This is a genomic window from Micromonospora radicis (assembly GCF_003583405.1).
In the GTDB taxonomy this organism is placed as follows: domain Bacteria; phylum Actinomycetota; class Actinomycetes; order Mycobacteriales; family Micromonosporaceae; genus Micromonospora; species Micromonospora radicis.
The window spans coordinates 17,142-37,960 of the sequence record NZ_QXEC01000027.1 but is presented as its reverse complement, the minus strand read 5'-3'; the positions used below and the strand labels follow the sequence as shown (position 1 = coordinate 37,960).

21 protein-coding genes and 1 tRNA gene are annotated in these 20,819 nt (G+C 71.8%); 15 read left to right on the top strand and 7 right to left on the bottom strand.

The window, feature by feature from the left end:
- Positions 1-55: 55 nt before the first annotated feature.
- The 6 genes from D2L64_RS27135 (at position 56) to D2L64_RS22485 (ending at position 4,215) form a co-directional block, all read left to right on the top strand.
- Entirely contained in the window at positions 56-592 is a 537-nt protein-coding gene (locus D2L64_RS27135; protein ID WP_147376288.1) for a hypothetical protein, read from the top strand.
- Positions 592-1,014, top strand: coding sequence for a hypothetical protein (locus D2L64_RS22505; protein ID WP_119579200.1), 423 nt, complete (start codon positions 592-594; stop codon positions 1,012-1,014). Before D2L64_RS27135 ends, D2L64_RS22505 begins: the two co-directional genes overlap by 1 nt.
- Positions 1,014-1,259 carry a hypothetical protein gene (locus tag D2L64_RS22500; RefSeq protein ID WP_119579199.1) on the top strand — a complete coding sequence of 82 codons (246 nt, stop codon included), beginning with the start codon at positions 1,014-1,016 and terminating at the stop codon, positions 1,257-1,259. The genes D2L64_RS22505 and D2L64_RS22500 overlap by 1 nt, the downstream gene beginning before the upstream one ends.
- Positions 1,256-2,755 (top strand): replication initiator, encoded by a 1,500-nt coding sequence (locus D2L64_RS22495; RefSeq protein ID WP_199714716.1) that lies wholly within the window; start codon positions 1,256-1,258, stop codon positions 2,753-2,755. The genes D2L64_RS22500 and D2L64_RS22495 overlap by 4 nt, the downstream gene beginning before the upstream one ends.
- Before the next feature lie 81 nt (positions 2,756-2,836).
- Positions 2,837-3,055 carry a helix-turn-helix domain-containing protein gene (locus tag D2L64_RS22490; RefSeq protein WP_119579198.1) on the top strand — a complete coding sequence of 73 codons (219 nt, stop codon included), beginning with the start codon at positions 2,837-2,839 and terminating at the stop codon, positions 3,053-3,055.
- Positions 3,052-4,215 (top strand): site-specific integrase, encoded by a 1,164-nt coding sequence (locus D2L64_RS22485; RefSeq protein WP_119579197.1) that lies wholly within the window; start codon positions 3,052-3,054, stop codon positions 4,213-4,215. The genes D2L64_RS22490 and D2L64_RS22485 overlap by 4 nt, the downstream gene beginning before the upstream one ends.
- A 65-nt stretch (positions 4,216-4,280) precedes the next feature.
- Here D2L64_RS22485 and D2L64_RS22480 read toward each other — a convergent pair.
- A tRNA-Pro gene (locus D2L64_RS22480) sits at positions 4,281-4,357 on the bottom strand.
- Between the two features lie 95 nt (positions 4,358-4,452).
- Positions 4,453-5,346 (bottom strand): metallophosphoesterase, encoded by an 894-nt coding sequence (locus D2L64_RS22475; RefSeq protein ID WP_119579196.1) that lies wholly within the window; start codon positions 5,344-5,346, stop codon positions 4,453-4,455.
- A 25-nt stretch (positions 5,347-5,371) separates the two neighbouring features.
- On the opposite strand from D2L64_RS22475, the gene D2L64_RS22470 reads away from it, so the two are divergent.
- Positions 5,372-5,827, top strand: coding sequence for a GatB/YqeY domain-containing protein (locus tag D2L64_RS22470; RefSeq protein WP_119579195.1), 456 nt, complete (start codon positions 5,372-5,374; stop codon positions 5,825-5,827).
- 153 nt (positions 5,828-5,980) lie between these two features.
- Here the strand turns inward: D2L64_RS22470 and D2L64_RS22465 are convergent, their stop codons facing one another.
- On the bottom strand, positions 5,981-8,449 hold the full coding sequence (locus D2L64_RS22465) for a penicillin-binding protein (protein WP_119579235.1): 2,469 nt from the start codon (positions 8,447-8,449) through the stop codon (positions 5,981-5,983).
- A gap of 401 nt (positions 8,450-8,850) precedes the next feature.
- On the opposite strand from D2L64_RS22465, the gene D2L64_RS22460 reads away from it, so the two are divergent.
- Positions 8,851-9,171 (top strand): WhiB family transcriptional regulator, encoded by a 321-nt coding sequence (locus D2L64_RS22460; protein WP_119579194.1) that lies wholly within the window; start codon positions 8,851-8,853, stop codon positions 9,169-9,171.
- Between the two features lie 7 nt (positions 9,172-9,178).
- Here the strand turns inward: D2L64_RS22460 and D2L64_RS22455 are convergent, their stop codons facing one another.
- Genes D2L64_RS22455 through D2L64_RS22445 form a run of 3 tightly spaced genes read right to left on the bottom strand, consistent with a single transcriptional unit; the run spans position 9,179 to position 11,940 of the window.
- A complete protein-coding gene (locus D2L64_RS22455; RefSeq protein ID WP_199714714.1) occupies positions 9,179-10,330 on the bottom strand; it encodes an ArsA family ATPase in 1,152 nt (383 codons plus the stop codon).
- A 54-nt stretch (positions 10,331-10,384) separates the two neighbouring features.
- Complete coding sequence (locus D2L64_RS22450; RefSeq protein WP_119579192.1) at positions 10,385-11,362, bottom strand: ArsA-related P-loop ATPase; 978 nt, start codon at positions 11,360-11,362, stop codon at positions 10,385-10,387.
- Positions 11,363-11,388: 26 nt separating this feature from the next.
- Positions 11,389-11,940, bottom strand: coding sequence for an Rv0361 family membrane protein (locus D2L64_RS22445; RefSeq protein WP_119579191.1), 552 nt, complete (start codon positions 11,938-11,940; stop codon positions 11,389-11,391).
- A 326-nt stretch (positions 11,941-12,266) separates the two neighbouring features.
- Between D2L64_RS22445 and D2L64_RS22440 the strand changes: the two genes are divergently transcribed.
- From D2L64_RS22440 to D2L64_RS22410, 7 genes are all read left to right on the top strand, one after another.
- Positions 12,267-12,725 carry a hypothetical protein gene (locus D2L64_RS22440; protein WP_119579190.1) on the top strand — a complete coding sequence of 153 codons (459 nt, stop codon included), beginning with the start codon at positions 12,267-12,269 and terminating at the stop codon, positions 12,723-12,725.
- Between the two features lie 44 nt (positions 12,726-12,769).
- The gene (locus tag D2L64_RS22435) at positions 12,770-12,925 is read left to right on the top strand and encodes a DUF4177 domain-containing protein (protein ID WP_013736319.1); all 156 of its coding nucleotides are present in this window, start codon (positions 12,770-12,772) and stop codon (positions 12,923-12,925) included.
- Positions 12,926-13,075: 150 nt separating this feature from the next.
- The gene (locus tag D2L64_RS22430; RefSeq protein ID WP_119579189.1) at positions 13,076-13,537 is read left to right on the top strand and encodes a RidA family protein; all 462 of its coding nucleotides are present in this window, start codon (positions 13,076-13,078) and stop codon (positions 13,535-13,537) included.
- A gap of 133 nt (positions 13,538-13,670) precedes the next feature.
- Positions 13,671-14,558, top strand: coding sequence for an MBL fold metallo-hydrolase (locus D2L64_RS22425; RefSeq protein ID WP_119579188.1), 888 nt, complete (start codon positions 13,671-13,673; stop codon positions 14,556-14,558).
- Positions 14,555-18,184 carry an adenylate/guanylate cyclase domain-containing protein gene (locus tag D2L64_RS22420; protein WP_119579187.1) on the top strand — a complete coding sequence of 1,210 codons (3,630 nt, stop codon included), beginning with the start codon at positions 14,555-14,557 and terminating at the stop codon, positions 18,182-18,184. The genes D2L64_RS22425 and D2L64_RS22420 overlap by 4 nt, the downstream gene beginning before the upstream one ends.
- A 223-nt stretch (positions 18,185-18,407) precedes the next feature.
- On the top strand, positions 18,408-18,851 hold the full coding sequence (locus D2L64_RS22415) for a hypothetical protein (RefSeq protein WP_119579186.1): 444 nt from the start codon (positions 18,408-18,410) through the stop codon (positions 18,849-18,851).
- Between the two features lie 31 nt (positions 18,852-18,882).
- Complete coding sequence (locus D2L64_RS22410; protein WP_119579185.1) at positions 18,883-20,361, top strand: serine/threonine-protein kinase; 1,479 nt, start codon at positions 18,883-18,885, stop codon at positions 20,359-20,361.
- A gap of 114 nt (positions 20,362-20,475) precedes the next feature.
- Here D2L64_RS22410 and D2L64_RS22405 read toward each other — a convergent pair whose 3' ends face one another.
- Positions 20,476-20,814 (bottom strand): hypothetical protein, encoded by a 339-nt coding sequence (locus D2L64_RS22405; protein ID WP_147376287.1) that lies wholly within the window; start codon positions 20,812-20,814, stop codon positions 20,476-20,478.
- Positions 20,815-20,819: the final 5 nt, after the last annotated feature.

Genomic DNA, 20,819 nt, shown 5'->3' with positions numbered 1-20,819 from the left:
CTGCAACTCGCTGAGGCCAGGCGCATCGGTCCAACCTGTCGAAGGGATCAACACGATGCCTGTTCAGCGTACCCGCGTCCCTGTCACTGCTGCCTCTGGTCATCCCACCTCGGCGCGTGCGGTCGTCCTGCCCCTGTCGGGGCTTTCCGGCCGGCATGTCGCTTCGACCTCTGGTGAGGCTCCCGGACTGCGACCCATCACGACGACCACGACCACCGTTCCTGTCTCCGACCCTGTTTCCGCGCCTGCTATCAACCTGGACCGGCTTAAGGCTGGTGAACTGGCGGTGGCGATCTACGCCGCTGACATCCCGGTGTCCTGGAGGCGGCTGTCTCATGGGCAGATCTGCGCTTTGGCGCAGGCGGGGATCGCTCGTCTCGGCATGGCCGAGGTGTTCGACCGCGACGGCCGGACTCGGGCGTTGAATGCCCGGCTGGTGGACAAGTATGACCGGGGCCAGTCCACCTCGGTGGAGGACGAGGCGTTGCGGCGGCTGTGGCCGTCGAAGCGTCGTGCTGAGGCTGCTCGTGCCTTGGCGTTCCGGCTGGTGCTCGCCCGTGACCCGGGCGACACGGTTGCGGCGGTGGCCTGATGACGGTCACCCCGATCCGTACCGCACCGCGTCAGCCGTTGCCGGTTGATGTGGAGTCCCTGTCCCAGTACGAGCTGGAGGCGGCGTTTTACGTCGCGAACTACCGCAAGACCTGGGACGAAATCCGCGACGGCGGTGACGTGCTGCGGATGGTAGCGGCCGTCTCGGCTGTGGTGGCCGATCTCGGTATCGACCTGATCCGTGAGATCGGTGGCCTGTTCGAGCAGGCCAAGCTGCACCGCGACCCGGCGCTGCGGGAACGGCTGATGCCGGATCGCGCTCGCCTGTCGGCAGCGGAGATCAACGCCCACTGCCTGCGCAGGCTGCTGCTGCCGGTTGCCCCGGCGGTGGCGTCCGCTCGTGCGATCGAGCGGTGGCAGACGGCGCTCACCGGTGCCGGCGTGAAGGCGGTGGCGGCCTGATGTCCGTCTCCGTGATGCACCCGGCCCGGCAGCGTCGGCTGCTGCGCGGGTGGGAACCCGTCCAGCTCATCGGTCGCCTGCGTATCGAAGCGGCCAAGGACGGCGTGACCCTGCCCAAGACGTACCTGCTGGTGCGTCTGCTGTTCCTGTGGGAGAACCACCGCATCCCACTGCCCGGCTACTACGCCGGTCTGATCGCCCGCGTCCTGGGCGACGTGTCCACCGGCACGCGGAGCGCCGCGTGACCCTGACCGCAACACCTGTGCTCCCGGGCGGCATCCGTCGCCCGGGACCACACCCTCACGTCTTCACGGGCCGCCGTGCTGTCGATGCCGCAGAGTCCGGCTTCCAGCGCGCCGCGACCGGAACCTACTTCGAATGGCTGCACCACGTCCGCGCCGCCGCCGGCTGCTCCCGGCCGGTGCGGCTGACCGGCGAGTGCGCCACCATCAACCCCGCCACCGGGGAACTCCTGGCGTTGGCCTCGACGGCGGACATGCCCGACGGGCAGATCTACAAGCCGTGCGGCAACCGCCGCGCCGCCGTCTGCCCCTCCTGCGCCGAGACGTACCGCCGCGACGCCTTCCACCTCATCCGCGCCGGCCTCATCGGCGGAAAAGGCATCCCGACCGGCGTCGCCGCCCACCCGGCCGTGTTCGTGACCCTCACCGCGCCGTCGTTCGGGGCCGTGCACACCCGCCGCACCAGCAAGACCGGCCAGGCCATCCCGTGCCGACCCCGCCGCACGCAGACGCTGTGCCCGCACGGCGTGGACCTGCGCTGCGACCGAATCCACGCCGCCGATGAGAAGGCCCTCGGTACGCCGTTGTGCCTGGACTGCTACGACCACCACGCCCAGGTCGTGTTCAACCACCAGGCCGGCGAACTGTGGCGACGCACCACCATCGCCATCCGCCGGCACCTGACCAAGACCGCCCGCGCGTTCGGGCTCATCGCGGGCTCCTTCCGCCTCTCGTACGGCAAGGTCGCCGAGATGCAACGACGTGGCGTGGTGCACTACCACGTCATCATCCGCCTCGACGGCAACCACCCCGACTGCCCCGGCGCGATCGCCCCACCACCCGCCCCGCTCGGCCTGCTCGACCTGGTCGCCGCCGTCGAGCACGCCGCCGCCACAACCGGCTTCACCACCGACAGCCACCCACACCAACCCGCCGGCTGGCCCATCGCCTGGGGCGACGAAGGACGCGGCCGGTACGCCGACATCCGCCCGGTTCGACTCGCAGGCGACGGCCAGATCACCGACGCCATGGTCGCCGCCTACCTCGCCAAATACGCCACCAAGTCCACCGAAGCCACCGGCCACGCCTCCGGCCGACTCACCACCGACACCATCGACCTGTACGCCAACCCCGACGGCACCCACGCCGAACGACTCATCGACGCCGCCTGGACCCTCGGCGGCGCACACGGCTGGACCGGCCTACGACGGTGGGCACACATGCTCGGCTTCGGCGGCCACTTCCTCACCAAAAGCCGCCGCTACTCCGTCACCTTCCGCATCCTCCGCGACGCCCGCGTCATCTGGCGACGCACCATCGAGCACGACCAGGACCAGGAGCACGAGACCGAAACCACGATCGTCATCAACACCCTCGCCTACACCGGCTCCGGCTGGCTCACCACCGGAGACGCCCTACTCGCCAACACCGCAGCCGCCATGGCCCGCGAACGAACAGAAGCCGGCCGCGACGCCATCCGCGACCAGGCCCACGGCTGACACGTACGTGTCAACCAACCCACCCCGCTTGACACGTACGTGTCAACAAACCCGCAACCCCTAGCAGGAAGGACCACCCGTTTGACCGCACCCACCCTCGACGCGCCGACCCGGGCGCTCTACCGGATCACCGACGCGATGCGACTGCTCAGCCTGTCCCGGACCGTGATCTACGAACAGATCCGCGCCGGACGACTGCGCACCGTCCGGCAAGGACGAGCCCGCCTCGTCCCCGCCGCCGCCATCACCGCCTACGTCGACCTACTCGAACAGGAAGCCCAGGAAGGAGGAACCCGATGACCACACGCCGCGCCCGAGGAGAAGGCGGCCTGCACTGGGACGAGTCCCGGCAACGCTGGATCGCCACCGTCACCGTCGGCTACACCCCGGCCGGCAAACGCATCGTGCGCAAAGGCAGCGGCAAGACCAAGACCGAAGCCCGCACCAAACTGCGGGAAAAGATCCGCGACTACGAAGACGGGCTCGCCATCGCCGAGCACCACTACACCGTCACCGAAGCCGTCACCGACTGGCTCACCTACGGACTCAACGGCCGATCAGACCGCACCAAGACCAAGTGCGAGATCCTGTGCCGCACCCACATCATCCCGGCGTTAGGCGCTCGAAAGCTACGCGAGCTTCGCGCCCAGGACGTCGACCGCTGGCTAGCCGACAAAGCCACCACCCTCAGCACCCGCACCCTTCGCGACCTCTACGGGTGCCTCAACCGCTCGATCAACCGAGCCATGGCCCGAGACAAGGTCAAGCGCAACGTCGTCGCGCTCTGCACCGTCCCGCGCGGCCAAGCCGGCCGACCGTCGAAGTCCCTCACCCTGGACCAAGCAAAGGCCGTCCTCAACGCCTCCGAGGAAACCCGCCTGCACGCCTACGTCGTGCTCTCGCTCTTGACCGGTGCGCGTACCGAGGAACTACGCGCCCTGTGCTGGGATCATGTCGTCCTTGCCGGACGGCCCGACCTCGATCCGCCGCTACCGCCCGCCGTACACGTCTGGCGTTCCGACCGGGAAGGCGGCGACACCAAGACTCGCAAGTCACGACGCACCCTCGCACTACCTGCCCGGTGCGTCTCCGCGCTGACTCGTCACCGTCAGCGCCAGGACCAGGAGCGCAAGACTGCCGGCAAGGACTGGCACGCGCTCGACCTGGTCTTTGCCTCGACCATCGGTACTGCCCTCGACGCGGCCAACGTCCGCCGGGCCTTCCGCCGAGTCGTCACCCTCGCCGGGCTCGACCCGGCCGCCTGGACACCTCGCGAGCTGCGGCACAGCTTCGTGTCCTTGCTCTCCGACAGCGGGGTGAGCCTCGAAGACATCGCCGATCTGTGCGGGCACTCGGGAACGAGTGTGACGGAGTTGGTCTACCGCCACCAGCTCCGGCCGGTGCTGCTCCAGGGCGCGGCGGTCATGGATCGGATCTTCGCGCCGGTTGCGGAGGCGTAGTCACTCAGTTGGTCACCCAGGAAGCAGTAGAGGGCACACCCGTCGATAGGGTGTGCCCTCTTACCTGGTCGGGGTGGCCGGATTCGAACCGACGACCTCTTCGTCCCGAACGAAGCGCGCTACCAAGCTGCGCCACACCCCGAGGCGTGCCGACAAATAGTAGCCCACCCGCCCCGGTGGTCAAACTCGGTACCCCCAGGGAGCTGGTGGCCTCCGCTGGTCGCCCGGCGGAGGCGATCAGCGAGGGATCAGGGTGAGCAGGCTGGCTTCCGGCGGGCAGGCGAAGCGGACCGGGGCGGTCGGGTGGGTGCCGAGCCCGGCCGAGACGTGCAGCCAGGAGTCGGAGCCGGGCCAGCGGTGCAGGCCCTTCGCCATCGACCGGGGCAGTCCGCAGTTGGTCACCAACGCGCCCACTCCCGGTACGCAGACCTGCCCGCCGTGGGTGTGGCCGGCGAGCAGCAGCCCGAAGCCGTCGGCGGCCATCTCGTCGAGCAACGCCGGCTCGGGGGAGTGGGTCAACGCGATCGACAGGTCCGCCGTGCCGGAGACCGGGCCGGCCACGGCCGGGTAGTCGTCCCGTTCGATGTGCGGGTCGTCGACGCCGGCCATCTCGATCGCCCGGCCGCCGGCCTTCACGGTGGTCCGCCGGTTGTTCAGGTCCGTCCAGCCGGCGCCGACGAGGACGTCCCGCAGCTCGTCGTAGGGCAGCTCGACCCCTTCGGCGTACTCGCGGTCGGGCAGGAAGTAGCTGAACGGGTTCTTCAGGACCGGCCCGGTGTAGTCGTTCGAGCCGAACACGAAGGCACCCGGGTAGTCGAGCAGCGGTTGCAGCGCCCGCAGCACGCCCGGCACCGCCCCCGGGTGGGCCATGTTGTCCCCGGTCACCACGACCAGGTCGGGGTCGAGGGCGGCCAGCGAGGCGACCCAGTTCTGCTTGCGGATCTGGTTGGGGGTCATGTGCAGGTCCGACAGGTGCAGGACCCGCAGCGGCTCGGTGCCGGCCGGCAGCACCGGTACGTCGAAGCGTCGGAGGGAGAACATGTTGCGCTCGATCAGGGACGCGTACGCCAGGGCGGCGGCGCCCGTCGCGACGGTGGCGGTCGCGAGCCGGAATAGTGTGCGCTTTCGCATGCCGACCAGGGTAGTTTGGGCGTCCATGAGCACGCTGAAGGACCGCCTGACCGCCGACATGCGTACCGCCCTCAAGGCCCGCGACGAACTGACCACCTCCACCCTGCGGATGGCCCTGGCCGCCGTGGGCACGGCCGAGGTCGCCGGCAAGGCGAAGCGGGAACTCAGTGACGACGAGGTGCTGGCGGTGTTGACCAAGGAGGCGAAGAAGCGCCGCGAGGCGGCGACCGCCTTCGCCGACGCGGGCCGGGACGAGCAGGCCGCCAAGGAGACCGCCGAGGGCGAGGTGCTGGAGCGTTACCTGCCTCGGCAGCTCTCCGACGCCGAGCTGACCGAGCTGGTCGCGGGGGCGCTCGCCGCGGGCGGCTTCACCGGCAAGGCCCAGATGGGCCCGGCGATGAAGGCGGCCCAGGCGGCGGTGGCCGGCCAGGCCGAGGGCGGCCGGGTCGCCGCGGAGGTACGCCGCCAGCTCGGCCTCTGACCTGCGCCGGCCGTCGGCCGTCGGTCGCCGGTCGCCGGTCGCCGGTCGCCGGTCGCCGGTCGCCGGTCGCCGGTCGCCGGGGCGGATGGTACGTGAAACGGGCGGGCACTCTCGGAAGAGTGCCCGCCCGTTCCGGGTCGGTCGGTGCCGCGGTCAGCCGTTGGGCGGGCCGTCCGGCGGCCGACCCGTGTTGCTGGGCGGCCCGGACGGGTTAGTCGGCCGACCGTTGCCGTTGCCACTACCGCCGTCGTCGCTGTTCCCACCGCCACCGGCGCTGACCAAGATCGTCACGATGCCGCCCTTGATGGTGCGGCCGTCCGGGCTGGTGCCGTGGGCGGTGCCGGCCGGGCAGTCCGAGGTCACCCGGTTGCTGGAGACCACGGGCGTGAAACCTGCCCCGGAGATCCGGGACTTCGCCCGTTCGATGTCCAGGCACCGGACGCCGGGAATGCTGCGCTGGTCGCCCAGGGCGATCTTCTGACCCGGCGGGTCGAAGTTGATCGCTTTCTTGCCGTCCATCGCGGCCTTGAGCGTCTGGAACACCGGCGGGTTGATGCCGTCGGCAGTCTTGTGCTTCATCTTCACGTTGGTCTGCGGCCAGTCCGGGTCGGCCAGGATGCCGGCGACCGCGTACTGCTTGGTCATCGCGACCAGGGAGGCGGTCTTCTCCGCGTCGGTGGTGCCGGACTTGCCGGCGATCGGCTTGCCGACGATGCCGCGACCCTCCGCGGCCGTACGGCTGCCGCCGCACTTGCTGGTGGAGGAGTTGTCACCGACCGGGCAGCGGGCCGCGTCGACGGCCGCCCGGGCCACCTCCGTGCTGATCCGCTTCTCACAGCGCGGGTTGGCCACGTCCAGCTTGTTGCCGTCCAGGTCGCGGATCGACTGCACCGGGATCGGCTCGCAGTACTTGCCGTCGGCGGCCAGCGTGGCGTACGCGTTGGCCAGTTCCAGCGGCGTGGTGTCCGTGACGCCCAGGGTGAACGCGCCCCACTGGTTGGCGGCCTCCTTGTTGTTGGCCCAGGCGTTCTCCCTGCTGACCCGGAACTGGATGCCCAGCCGCTTGGCCGCGTCGACCACGTTCTCCGCGCCGACCTGCTGTTGCAGCGGCACGAAGTAGGTGTTGGTCGAGGCCGAGAAGGCGCTCCACATGTCCTTCACGCCGCCGGGCTGGAGGTTGGAGTTGGTCGGGCAGTAGAAGTGTGTCCCCGGACAGGTGGCAGGCGCACCTTGGCGGAGGATGTAGTCGGACTTGAACTGCTGCGGCGCGTTGATGGTGTAGCTGAGCGGGATGCCCTTCTCCAGCGCGGCCACGATGGTGAAGATCTTGAACACCGAGCCGGCCTGGTAGCCGGTGATGCCGTCACCGCCGGTGAGCAGCGGGTTCACCGTGTTCGGATAGTTGCCGAGCTTGCCGCGGTTGCGCTGGACCGGGTCGCTGTGCGGCCGGTTCTTCGGGTTCTTCGGGTTGTCGAGCTTGAAGTTCCGGTTCACCGACAGCGCGCGGACCCGACCGGTGCCGGGCTCGACCACGGCGACCATCACGGCCTCCTTGGCGGTCACCGGCTTGGCGGCGCGGACCGCCTTGTCGGCGCCGTCCTGGGCCTGCTTGTCCAGCGTGGTGACGATCGTGTAGCCGCCGCTCTTGAGCCGCCGCTCCCGGTCGTACGTGGTGGAACCGAACGTCTCCTGCGACATCCACCAGCGGTAGAAGTAGTCGCAGAAGAAGCCCCAGGCGTTCTTGTTGGTGGCGACGCAGCCGTTCGGTGCCCGCTTGCCCTTGACCACCAGCTTGACGGCCTTGGCCGCCTCGGCCTGCTCCTTGGTAATCGCGCCGGTGGTGACCATGTGGTCGATCACGTAGTCGCGCCGGGCGACCGCCTGCGGGTAACCGCTCTTGGTGGTCGGGTCGAACGAGGTCGGGGCCTTGACCAGGCCGGCCAGCATGGCCGCCTCTTCGATCTTGAGGTCCTTCGGGTGCTTGTTGAAGTAGACCTGGCTGGCGGCGAAGACGCCGTACGCGCCGTTGCCGAAGGCGGCGAGGTTGAGGTAACGCTCCAGGATCTCGTCCTTGGACATCTCCTTGTCCAGCTGGATGGCGTACCGCATCTCGCGCAGCTTGCGGGCGCTGGTGTCCTCGGTCGCGGCGAGCACGTCGGCCGGGTGCGTCGCGGAGTACGCGATGCCCATCCGGACGTACTGCATGGTCAGCGTCGAGGCGCCCTGCCGGTCGTTGGTGGCGGAGCTGTTGTTGACGAAGGCCCGGGCCACGCCGTTGAGGTCGACTCCGTTGTGCTTGTAGAAGTCGTGGTCCTCGGCCGCGACGATCGCCGCCGCCATGTGCGGCGAGATGTCGGCGAGCTTGACCTCCCGCCGGTTCTCGTCGTACATGGTCGCCAGCGGGGTCTTGCCGTCCGAGGCGAGCAGATAACTGATCTGGGGTGCGCGGGCCAGGGTCAGTTCCTTCGGCAGCGCGCCGAAGGTGTCCGCGCCGGCCTTGGCGGCCAGGCCCGACATCGCCACCGCGGGAAAGGCCGCGGCGGCGACCACCACGCCGGCCAACAGCCCACAGATGAGCAGCGATGCGGCGTTGGTCAGGACATTGTGGTCACGTTTCCGCATCCAGGTCACCTCGACAGGGTACGCGAACAGGTAACGAGGGGCGCTGGGGCGTTCTTTCCCCATTTCCTGCGCGCGCCGGCCTCGTTGTGCTAGACGCGTGGCACCGGGTGTCCGGTTGCGTGATTCCGTGCTGAGTTTCCTCCACCCGGAGGCGGCTCGCAGCGTTTTCGCGGACTCCGGTTGGGTAAGCGGCGATCCCGAGCCCGAGAAGCCGGGAGTGTCCGGAATGATGGATTTAGCCGACAACGTTGCGTAATCGGGCAACTACAGAGCATGATGGGGGCGGCGATAGCCACATGTGTCGTCCGTGTCGCCTTGGGGTAAGGCGCGCCGGACGATCGGGGGGAATGCCGGCTGGCCCGTGACGGCGTCGGTAGTACTGCAAGGGGGGACGTGTACAGATGGGCATGATCACTGACTGGCCGTCACAGGCGGCATGTCAGAACGGGGACCCGGACGCGTTGTTCGTACAGGGCGCCGAACAGAACGTGGCGAAGCGGATCTGCCGGAGCTGCCCAGTCCGGTACGAGTGCCTGGCCGACGCGCTGGACAACCGGATCGAGTTCGGTGTGTGGGGCGGCATGACCGAACGTGAACGTCGTGCCCTGCTGCGTCGTCACCCGCAGGTCACCAGCTGGCGCAAGATGTTCGAGGCGGCGATGAAGAAGAACGCCAAGGACAAGACCGGCAAGGACAAGATCCTGGTGACCACCAGCAACTGACGACGAGTCAGGGACGGCTGATCGCCGTACCGATCGTTCGTAGCCCGTCGACGTCATGTACGTCGGCGGGCTGCGCCGTGACCGACACCGTCGGCACCTGCGGGAACTGCTCGGTGAACCGCGCTGCCACCTGCTGCTCGCGGACCGCCTGCTCGGCCAGGGCGGCGTGGGCGCGCAGCACCTCGACGGTGCCCTCGTGCCCGCCGGCCGACGCCAGCCGGTCGGCGGCGGCCCGGCTCTCCGGGGCGCCCAGGCCGGACACCGTCGGGCGGTGCACCCGGTTGAGCACCAGCCCGGCCAGCGGCATCTTCTCCTCGCGCAGCCGGCCGGCGAAGTAGGCGGCCTCCCGGACCGCGTCCGGCTCCGGCGCCGCGACCAGCACGAACGCCGTTTCGTCCGCCTGCAGGATGCGGTACGTCTGCTCCGCGCGTTGCCGGAACCCGCCGAACATCGAGTCGAGCGCCGCCACGAATCCGGACAGGTCGGACAACAGTTGGGTGCCGATCACCTTCTGCACCACCCGGGAGAACATCCCGAAGGACGCGGTGACGAGGCTGAACATGCTGCGGCCACCGGTTCGCGCCGGGGCGAGCAGCAGCCTCAGCATCCGCCCGTCGAGGAAGCGTGACAGCCGGGCCGGCGCGTCGAGGAAGTCCAACGCCGATCGGGACGGTGGCGTGTCCACCACGATCAGATCCCACTCGCCCCGGGCGTGCAGCTGACCCAGCTTCTCCATGGCCATGTACTCCTGAGTGCCGGAGAAGGTGGAACTCATCGCCTGGTAGAAGGGGTTCGCGAAGATCTCCGCCGCCTTCGCCGGATCGGTGTGTGTGAGCACCACGTCGTCGAAGGTGCGCTTCATGTCCAGCATCATGGCGTGCAGTTCACCGCCGCTGGTCTCGACGTCGATCCCCTTGACCTGCCGGGGCGTGTTGTCCAGCTCGGTCAGGCCGAGTGACTGGGCCAGCCGCCGGGCCGGGTCGATGGTGAGTACCACCGTCCGGCGGCCGTGCTGCTCGGCCGCCCGCAGGGCCAGCGCGGCGGCGGTGGTCGTTTTGCCCACTCCGCCCGCCCCGCAGCACACCACGATCCGTACGCCCGGATCGGCCAGGATCCGGTCGACGTCCAGCGGCGGCGCGGCGTTGTCGGAGGGCACCAATCGAGCGTATCGGGCTCACCCGGCCTGCGCGTGGGGCCGAGGTGAAGGTGTGAGTCAATCGCCGGGTACGAGCGCGGCGGCGAGCCGGTCCAGGCCGGCGCGGTCCACCCCGTCGGGCAGCAGCGGGAGTTCCACCAGGGGCCGGCCGAGTTCCACCAGGTCGGCCCGCAGCGAGTCCTCCAACTCGCGGCGGATCGCCTGGTCACGTGCCTCCTCGTGCAGACCGGCGAGGGTACGACGGTCGGTCGGGAGCCCGGCGGCACGCAACCCGCGGGCCAGCTCCGCCTCGGTGACCGGCCGCCCCGCCGGCAGCGGCGGCCGGGCCGCGTTGATGATCACGCGTCCCACCCCGAAGCCCAGCGACGCCAGCTCGTCGATCGCGTCGATCGTCTCCTGCACCGGCATCTCTTCGAGCAGGCTCACCACGTGCACCGCGGTCATCGGTGAACGCAGCAGAGCGGCGACCCCCTCGCTCTGGGTCTTGATCGGGCCGACCTTGGCCAGCCGCGCGGTTTCGGCCGTCACGTTCAGGAAACGGCCGATCCGACCGGTGGGCGGCGCGTCCAACACCACCGCGTCGTACCGCCGCCGCTGGTCGACGGTGCGGGTGGTGGCCTCCTTGACCTTGCCGGTGAGCAGCACGTCCCGCAGCCCGGGTGCGATGGTGGTGGCGAAGTCGATCGCGCCGAGCTTGCGCAGCGCCCGGCCGGCCGCACCGAGCTTGTAGAACATGTCCAGGTACTCGAGCAGCGCCTCCTCGGCGTCCACCGCCAGCGCCCACACCTCGCCGTCGCCCGGCGCGTCGGTCAGCCGCAGCTCGGCGTACGGCAGCGGCTCGGTGCCGAACAGCTGCGCGATGCCCTGCCGGCCCTCGACCTCGACCAGCAGAGTGCGTCGGCCACCGGCGGCCAGGCCCAGCGCCAGGGCGGCGGCCACGCTGGTCTTGCCCGTGCCGCCCTTACCGGTCACCACGTGCAGGCGAGCGGGCCAGTCGGTGCCGGCCCGGTCGGTCGCGCGCTGCGTTGCTGCCACCCGTCGAGCCTATCCAGCCGAGGCGCTCAGGCCACCTCGCAGACCCACCAGCCGGTCTTGCGGATCACGGTGAACCGCAGGTCCTGGTCGGCGATCTTCTCGTCCGCGGTGGTCACCGTCACCGTGGTGGTGACCGTGGCACGGTCACCGGTCTCGTTGTCCACCTTCGGGGTGTCCCAGCGGAACCGGGGGCTCTCGTAGGTCGCCACGTACTCCTCGATCTCGGCGACCTTCGCCCGGATCTTGTTCTGGTCGCGGGCGGCGGTGCAGACCAGCCGGGCCGCCTTGGCCGCGTCCCGCTCCTCGTAGATCGCGGTGAGGAACTCGTCGACCGCCACCGACGGCTCCGTCGCGCCCGCACCGGACTCGGCGTCGCGCAGGGTCAGGAACGCGGCGACCCCGCCGCCGGCGCAGAGCAGCAACACCACGGCCAACGCGAGCGACGCCACCAGGGCGCCCCGCTTGCGCTGGGGCGGGCCGGCCGGCAACTCGTACGGCGGTGCACCGGGCGCCGGGCCGGGCTGGGCCGGCGGCTGGCTTGCCGGGCCGGTCGGGCCGCTGGTGGGTGGCTGGGTCATCGCGTCCCCCCGGTGTGGCGCATCGCCGCGTGATGGTGACGAGCGGTGGGATCGGGCGGCCGGGCAGGTGCCCGTCCAGACCGGAAGGGTAGCGGTCCGGGTGCCCGGTGCGGAGGCCGTGGTGTCTCTCGTGCGGTGCGGTGAGAACGGTTTCCCGCTGGCCGGGTGTCGCAAATGTGACCAAAGGGCATCGGGTGCGCGCGTCCTGTTGATGGGATCGGCGGGTCGTCCTACCGTCGCTCCGGCACGCCCGGGTCGGGGCCGAGCGCGGGGGCTCCGGACCGGCAGGCGGCGCCGTGACCAGGTACGACGCCCGGAGGAAGTGCATGCGCGAGACGGACAACACCCCCCGAGCCCAGTTCCCGACGGCGCCCAGAGGGGGTGGCCGGGCGGCCGGGATCGACTCCGCCGGCCGGTTGCCGGTCAACGAACGGTCGTACCGGCGTCCCGTCGACCCGGTCAGCACCCTCGAACCGGCCGGTGGCCGGGAGGAGGAGGGCCCCGGCTACGTGATCCACCTGCCCATCCGGGTGACCGACCTGGCCGCCGCGACCGCCCTGGCCGGGCGGGTGGCCACCTCGTTGGACTTCCTACCGGAGCTGGACGCCGGCGAGACCGAGGTGTCGACCGCCGACGACCAGAACAACCGGCACCGGGTCTTCTGCGACCTGCCGCTGCCGGACCGCACGCGTTGTCCCCAGCCGTACGCACACCGGGGCCCCTGCGGTGAGCTGCCGACCGCACCTGAGCAGCGTGCCGCTCCCGAGCCGGCCGGTGGACCGTAGGCTGTGCCCCGAAGTGTCCATGCCACCGAGGGAGCCCGGCACCGATGCAGAAGTGGGAATACGCCACCGTCCCGCTGCTGGTCCACGCGACCAAGCAGATCCTCGACAACTGGGGCGAGGACGGCTGGGAGCTCGTCTCCGTCGTCCCCGGACCGAACCCGGAGCAACTCGTCGCCTACCTGAAGCGACCGAAGGCATGAGCAAGCGGAGCACGGAGCGCCAGCGGAGTGTCGGCATGAGCGGGTGGAGCGCGGAGCGCCAGCGGAGTGTCGGCATGAGCGGGTGGAGCACGGAGCGCAGCGGAGTGCCGGCATGAGCGGGTGGAGCACGGAGCGCAGCGGAGCGCCGGCATGAGCAACGGGCCGCACGGCAAGCTGGCGGAACTCGGACTGGAGTTGCCGGAGGTGGTGCCGCCGGTGGCGAGCTACGTGCCGGCCGTGCAGTCCGGGCAGCACGTGTACGTCTCGGGGCAGCTGCCGATGGCCGACGGCAAGTTGCTGGCCACCGGCAAGGTCGGTGCCGGTGTCTCCGCCGAGCAGGCCAAGCAGCTCGCCCAGCGCTGCGCCCTGAACGCGCTCGCCGCGATCGACTCGCTGGTCGGCCTGGAGAACGTCGTCAAGATCGTGAAGCTGACCGGCTTCGTCGCGAGCGCGCCCGGCTTCACCGGGCAGCCCGCCGTCATCAACGGTGCCTCCGACCTCTTCGGTGCCGTCTTCGGCGAAGCCGGCCGGCATGCCCGATCCGCGGTCGGCGTCGCCGAACTCCCGCTGGACGCCCCGGTCGAGGTCGAGGTCATCGTCGAGGTCGCCTGACCACCCCGACGAGGTCGTCTGATCCGCGCGATCTTGCAGTTCCGGTCGGGACGAAGGGCCCCAACAAGGGCGAATCGGGGACCGGAACTGCAAGATCGCGGAGCCGTGCCCGTGGGGTCGTACGATCGCAGCCATGGGAGGGCATGTGACGGGGGCGGTGACCGCCCTCGCTGGTGAGCTGCCGGAGTGGGTGACGTTGCTGCGGGCACCCAACCCGGGACCGATGACGTTGGACGGCACCAACACGTGGCTGTTGCGGGCGCCCGGCGCGGCGTACGCGGTCCTGGTCGACCCGGGACCGGCCGACGAGACACATCTCGCGGCGATCCGCGCCGCCGGCCCGATCGGCCTGGTGCTGATCACCCATGGGCATCCCGACCACACCGAGGCGGCGCCGCGGCTGCACGAGCTGCTCGGCGGAGTGCCGGTGCGCGCCGCCGATCCCGCCCACTGCATCGGCGCCCCGCCGCTGACCGGCGCCCCGCCAGGCGGCGACGGGCTGGCTGGCGACGGGCCGGGTGCCGACCGGCGGGCCGGCGATGGGCTGGGCGGCGATGGGTACGGGCTGTCGATCCGGCTGGTGCCGACCCCCGGGCACACCGCCGACTCGATCTGCCTCCTGGTCGAGCACGACGGCCGGCAGGTGGTGTTGACCGGCGACACCATCCTGGGCCGGGGCACGACCGTGGTCGCCCACCCCGACGGCCACCTCGGTGACTACCTGGCCAGCCTGGAGCTGCTCTCCGGGTACCGGGGGATGCCGGCGCTGCCCGGCCACGGCCCGGCGCTGGCGGACTGCGGCGCCGCCGCCGACTTCTACCTCGCGCACCGGCGGGCCCGGCTCGACCAGGTCCGGGCGGCGCTCGACGAGGGCGCGGAGACCGCGGCGGAGGTGGTCGCGAAGGTCTACGCCGACGTCGACCGGTCGCTGTGGTGGGCGGCCGAGTGGTCGGTCCGCGCCCAACTGGAATACCTGGGCCGGGAATCCGACGGCGACGCCGTGGGGTTGGACACACCGTGACCTGCCCGGTGTGTGGAACCGTCGCCGTACCCGGCGCGCGGTTCTGTCACAACTGCGGTGCCGCGTTGCCGGCCGCCGCGACCCTGCCGGCCGCCGAACGCCGGGTGGTGACCGTGCTCTTCGGCGACCTGTCCGACTTCACCTCGTGGTCGGAGGATCTCGACCCGGAACGGGTCGGCGCGGTCACCGACCGGGTACTCGCCGCCCTGGCCGGCGCGGTGAAGACCTTCGGCGGGCACGTCGACAAGCTCACCGGGGACGGCATCATGGCCGTCTTCGGTGCCCCGGTCGCGCACGAGGACGACGCCGAACGCGCGGTACGCGCCGCGCTGTCCATGCAACGGGCGGTCCGGCGGGTGCTGGACGACGAGCGGGGCGGTGGTGCGCCACTGGGCCTGCGGGTCGGGTTGAACACCGGCGACGTGATCGCCGGCATCCAGGCCGCCATCGAGTACACCGTCATCGGCGACACCGTGAACACCGCCGCTCGGCTGGCCGACGCCGCCGCCGTCGGTGCGGTGTACGCCGGGGCGCGGACCGCGGCGGCCACCCGGCACGTCGCCAGTTGGCGGGCGCTGCGACCGTTGCGGCTCAAGGGCAAGCGCGAGCCGGTCGAGGCGTACGAGCTGCTCGGTCTGCTGGACGCCCCCGGCACCCGGTCCGGACTGGGCGACGAGGCGCCGTTCGTCGGCCGGGAGACCGAGATCGGTCGGGTCGCCGGTCGGCTGGCCGAGGTGATCGACCGGGGCGAGCCGCGGGTGCTGCTGATGACCGCCGAGGCGGGCATCGGCAAGTCCCGGTTCGCCGCCGAGGTGGAACGCCTGGCCGCCGGCTACGACGTGGGTGCCGGCCGGTACGCCGCGCACACCGGCGCCCGGGTGCTCTCGGTGCGCTGCGCCGCGTTCGGCGAACGCCGTCGGCTGGCCCCCCTCGCCGACCTGGTACGCGCCGCGACCGGCCTGCCCAGCGACGCGGCCACCGCGGTCACCCGCCCGGCCGTCGAGGAGCGGCTGCGCCGGCTCGGGCAGCGACTCAGCCGGTCCCGCACCGAGGCGGCCCCGGTCGCCGTCGACCAACTGCTGGCCCTGCTCGGGTACGCGGAACTACCCACCGGCAGCGACCAGGTGGACTGGAGCAACGCGCCGGCGACGGCCGACGTCGACACGGTGCCCAACGCGGTGGCCGACCTGCTCAGCGCGCTCGCCGCCGAGGCACCGCTGATGGTGGTGGTGGACGACCTGCACGACGCCACCGCCGAGACCATCCGGGCGCTGGAGGTCACCCTGTCCCGACTCAGCGGGTCGGTGCTGGTGCTGCTGCTCGGCCGACCCGAGTTGGTGCGTACCGTCGGGACGCTGACCCGGGTCGCGGACGCCGAGGTGCACGCGCTGCCCCCGCTGCGCGGTGCCGACGCGGCCCGGCTGCTCACCAGCTATCTGGGCGGCGGGCGGCTGCCGCAGGCGGACACCGACCGCCTGCTCGCCACCGCCCAGGGCAACCCCTTCTATCTGGCCGAACTGATCACCCTGCTGATGGAGCGCGGTGCGCTCACCGCCGGGTCGGGCAACGGTTGGCGGCTGGCACCGGGCTCGCTCGGCAGCCGGCTGCTCTCCCGGGACCTCGCGGCGGTGCTCGCCGCCCGGATCGACGCCCTGCCGGCGGAGGCCCGCGCGGTGCTGCGGGACGCGGCGGTGGTCGGCGACACGGTGCCCGACGGTGCGTTGGAAGCGCTGCGGGAACAGCGTGTGGGCCGGGCCGGTCGACCGGCCGCGGTGGCCGCGGTCGAGCTGGAACGGGCGGTGGAGGAGCTGCTGCAACGGCGCATGCTGCACCGCACCCGGGCCGGATACGCCTTCGCCACGCCGCTGATGCGGGAGGCGGCGTACTCCGGGATCAGTAAGGCGGAGCTGGCGGAACGACACGCCGCGCTGGCCCGGTGGGCGGCACCACAGGGCGCCCCCGGCGGCTTCACCGGCGGCCCGGGTGGGTTCGCCGTCGCCGCCCCCGGCGGTTTCGCCGATGTCGGCGGTGGGCCGGGCGGCTTCGCCGACGCCGCCCGCGACGACTTCGTGGCCGGCCACGTCGAACGGGCCACCGCGTTGGCCGACGCGGTCACGCTGCGTCCCGACGCACCGGCCCGGGCGGTCGCGCCGCTGGGCGTCGCGGCGCTCGGCCGCGCCGCGCGCCGGTCACTGCACGAGGGCGAGCCGGCACTGGCCGTCGAGTACGCCGAACGTGCCGCGGAACTGGCCCGGGGCCAGGTACCGGCGGCCGACCGGGTGGTGCACGCCCGCGCGCTGCTACAGGTCGGCCGGGCCGCCGACGCGCTCGCCTACGCGGAGAAGATCGCGGCGAACGCCGGTGACCAGGCGGCCACCCGGACCAGCGCGCTGCTGCTGGCCGGGCAGGCCCAGCAGGTGATGGGTGATCTGCGGCGGGCCGAGACGTACTGGCGGGAGGCGTTGCAGGTGGCCACCGAGGCCGACCTGCCCGCGCTGCGCGCGTCGGCGATGCGCCGGCTGGGCATGGCGGACTTCCTGGCCGGGCGGTTGGGCCAGGCGAGTAGCCGGCTCGCCGCGTCGTACCAGGTCAGCCTGGCCGTGCAGGACCGTCGAGGGCAGGCGTGGTCGTTGCAGAACCTGGCCTGGGTGACCACCACCCGGGGCGACTTCGCCGGCACGGACGCTGTCCTTGGCCGGGCCGCTCGGCTCTTCGCGGAACTGAAGGATCCGTACGGTCGGGCCTGGCTGCGCGGCACCACCGCGTTCGCCCGGCTGCTCGCTGGCCGGCTGCGGGAGGCCCGCCGGTTGGCGCGGATCTTCCTGCCGTTCGGCGAGCGGGTCGGTGAGGCATGGGCGGTGGGCACCCTGCGGGCGGTCGACGCGTACGCCAACGCCGAACTCGGCGACCTGGCCGACGCCGATCGGGAGGCGCGCCGGGCGTACCGGGAGTTCGCCGCCGCCTCGGACGACTGGGGGCAGGGCTTCGCCCTGGTCGTACGCGGTGCGGTCGCCCGCGGACTGGGCGAGCCGGAACACGCCGCCGACCTGCTCACCGACGCGATGGCGTACGCCCACCGCACCGGTCATCCGCTGCTCACCGGGATGGCGGGCACGTTGCGGGGATTCGTGGCGTTGGACATGGGTGACGGCGCCGCCGCCGAAGCGTACGCCCGGGCGGTGCTGACCAGCGTGGAGCAGCACAATCCACAGGCGCCGGCCCAGGTGGCGCCCCGGGTGCTGCTGGCCACGGCCCGGCTTGCGGCCGGTGACTCCGGCACCGCGGTCGGCCTGCTCGCCCCGGTGGCCACCGCCGCCGCGGCCACGCCGTCGCTGCTCTTCTCCCGGCAGCAGTCGATGGCCCGGTACGCCTCGGCCCTGCTCGCCCACGGACAGCGCGAGCAGGCCCTGGACTGGGCCCGCCGGGCGGCGAGCGCGCCGGCCGAGGACGTCCGCAGCCGGGTGATCGCCGCGAGCGTGCTCGCCGAGGCGCTGGCCGCGTCCGGCAGCGCGGCGGAGGCGAAGGCGACCGCCGAGGACGCCGTCCGGCTGGCGTACGCCACCGAGCAGCGCAGCGAGCGGCTCGCCGCCGAGGCGCTGCTGACCCGCCTTCGTGCCACCGACTGACCTCGCCGGGGCACCCGTGGAAGTTCGCCGGCACGCTCGATCCGGCATCAGGTGCTCTCGTTGACGCTGGGTAGTCGTCCGGATCCGCAACGCGGGTGAGTTGGTGGCGCCGACGGGAGGTCTGTCGGTTTCGGTGATGTGGCTCGTCGGGGGTGGCCGTTAGCGTGAACGGCGCAAGCGGCGGCCGGCATCGGCCGTTGCGCCGTCAAGGGGGAGGGCTCAGATGAGGCTGCCGCGCTCGGTCGCCGGCTGGACGATCGCGGTGTTCGGTGTGTTGGCGCTGATAATGGGCGCGGTCGGGCTGCTCTGGCCGGAGGCGCTGCTCGGGATGCTCGGCTTCGAGACACCGGAGACCCGGGCGCCCGGCGACTACACCGGCGTCTTCGTGACCGCCTCGTCGATGGCCTCGTTCAACATGGGCGTCTACTACCTGCTCGCCACCGCGACCGAGTGGCGCGCGTTCTACCGCTTCACCGTGGTCTTCCGCCTGGTCACGTTCACGGTGTTCACGCTCGCGGTGTTGGGCGACGTGGCGCCCGGCCGGTTCTTCGGGGTGGCCGCGTGGGAGGGCCTGGGTGCGTTGGCGACCGCCGCCGGTCTCTGGTGGGACGCCCGGCGGACCGCCGAGACGTCGGACGTGGAGCCCGTCGCCGATGCGGTTCACTGAGCCGCCGGCGCGGTTGGGTATTTTCGATGGCGTGACCGACACTCCGCCCGGCGCCCTGCCGACGCCCATTGTGCCTGGTCTGACTGATTTGCAGGTCTTTGCCCGAGGTGGTTACGCGACGGTCTTCTCGGCCACGCAGATCTCCGTCGGTCGAGAGGTCGCGGTCAAGGTGGAGAATCGCACCCTGGTCAGCGAACGGGACCAGGCGCGTTTTCTGCGCGAGGCGCGCGCCGCTGGCCGGATGTCCTCGCATCCACACGTGGTCGACCTCTTCGACGTCGGCGTCACCATCGACCAGCACCCCTACCTGATCATGGAGCTGTGTGACGGATCGTACGCCGAGCGGATGCGTAACTCGCCGCTGGACGCCGTCGAGGCCCGCGACCTCGGCGTCAAGATCGCCGATGCCGTCGCCCACTCGCACGGTGCGGGTGTGCTGCACCGCGACGTGAAGCCGGCCAACATCCTCTACTCGCACTTCAACTCGGCGGTCCTGGCCGACTTCGGGTTGGCGGTGGTCGCCGAGATGCGTGACGCCTCGGTCGCCCTGGAGGTGCTCACCCCGGCGTACGCGCCGCCGGAGATGTTCAACCACAGCCCGCCCTCGCCGGCCGTGGACGTCTACGCGCTCTGCGCCACCCTCTACGCGGTGATGCACGGCCGCCCGCCCCGCTGGCAGGCCGAACGCAATCCCAGTCTGGTCACCGTCCTGGAGATGTTCCACCAGCCGATACCCAGCCTGCCCGGGGTGCCGGAGGCGCTGGTCGACGTGCTGCGCGCGGGGATGGCGAACGACCCGGGCGAGCGGCCGTCCGCCGCCGAGCTGCGGGATCTGCTGGCCGCCCTGCCGATCGAGGTGCCCGGAGCGGGCGCCCGGCCCGGCACGTACGGCAGCGCCGGTGGCTGGTACGACGCCGGCCACCCGGCGACTGGCACCCGGCCGACGGCCGAGGCCGAATCCGGCGCCGCGCCGCAGCGACGTCGCCGCCGACGCTGGTTCCTCGGCGCCGCGGGAGTGGTCGCGCTGGCCGCCTCGGCGGGGGTCGGTGCCTGGGCTGCCGGAGGGTTCTCCGCGGGGCAGCCCACCCTTCCGGTCCGTCCGTCGGCCGCCGGTGCGCTCCGCCCCGGCTGCGCGACCGTGCCCGAGGCGTTGCCGAGCGGTGCCGGATGTTCGGCGGAACTCGAGTGCTTCGGGCCGGTGCAGGTGCGTGGCCAGCGCGCCGAGGCGAGCCGGGTGCCGTGCGACACCCGGCACACCTGGGAGAGCTATGCCGAGGGCGAGCTGCCGGCTGCCCTGGTCGCCGCCGACCAGGACGAGGTCGCGGCCCACCCGGCCGTTCGGCGGGTCTGCAACGAGGAGACCTTCAAGCTGGTCAGCGGGATCCACCAGACGACCGGGTGGAACCTGGAGGTGCTGCCGCCGGCCGACGCGGAGGTCGACCGCACGTACCGCTGCCTGGCCGGGCGCGGGCTGGACGGGCTCGCCCTGCCCACGCTGACCGGCAACTGACCGCCGTCGAGCTGTACCGGCGGTCGAGCCTGGCCTCGGGGATGCCGGTTGGCTCGCCCTGCTGGCGGTCGAGCCCGGCGAGCGGCCGGAGCCTGCGGCGTTGACCGGCCGGCCTCACCGGCGGTCGCCGTCGCGGGGGTAGCGGGCCCGCATCGCCCGAACCGCCTCGCGGTCGCCCAGGCTCTCCAGGGTGTCCGCGTCCAGGCCGATCGCCGGATCGCCGGGGACCGGCTCGGGCGGCTGGGCGGGATGGGCCGGGCCTTCGGCGTCGCGTTGGCGGGCCGCGGCCACCGCCACTCCGGCGACGGTGGCCAGCAGGACGCAGAGTAGAGCCATCGCGACGCCGAGCAGGTCCTGCCGGCGACCGGCGATCAGCGACGCCAGCAGCCAGCAGGCCGCGACCGCGGCAAGCACCGCGACGGTACGGGCATCGGGTCCGGGAAGCCGTCTCACTGGTC